This is a genomic window from Anaerotignum faecicola (assembly GCA_024460105.1).
Lineage (GTDB): Bacteria > Bacillota > Clostridia > Lachnospirales > Anaerotignaceae > JANFXS01.
Genome location: JANFXS010000390.1, coordinates 1 through 421, shown reverse-complemented (window position 1 = coordinate 421; position 421 = coordinate 1). Strand labels below are relative to the sequence as shown.

General features: G+C 53.7%; 1 protein-coding gene. It reads left to right on the top strand.

The window, feature by feature from the left end; translation table 11 throughout:
* Positions 1–421 (top strand): glycoside hydrolase family 2 (locus NE664_14525; GenBank protein ID MCQ4727850.1); only part of this gene is annotated, 421 nt, incomplete at both ends.

Here is a 421-nt window from a genome sequence, read left to right as displayed (position 1 = left end):
AGCTGGAGGAGATCGGCCGCGGAGAGAAGGGGAATCATAAACCTCACGTCATGTGTGAATACGGCCATTCGATGGGGAATGGAGCGGGCTGTCTAAAAGCGTACCAGGATGTGTTCCGGAAATACAAGCGCCTGCAGGGCGGTTTTATCTGGGAATGGTACGACCACGGATTCTTCACGAAGGACGAAGAGGGACACGAATATTACCGGTACGGCGGCAGCTATGGGGATTTCCCCAACAACGGGAATTTCTGTATCGACGGTCTTCTGATGCCGGACCGTACCCCTTCGCCGGCACTTGCCGAGTACCGGCAGGTGATTGCCCCTGTGGAAATCCTGAAAAAGACGGGGAGCGGCCGGGAGATTGCTCTGAAAAACTGGTATGATTTTAAGGACCTGTCTCATCTTTGTGTGAAATGGTG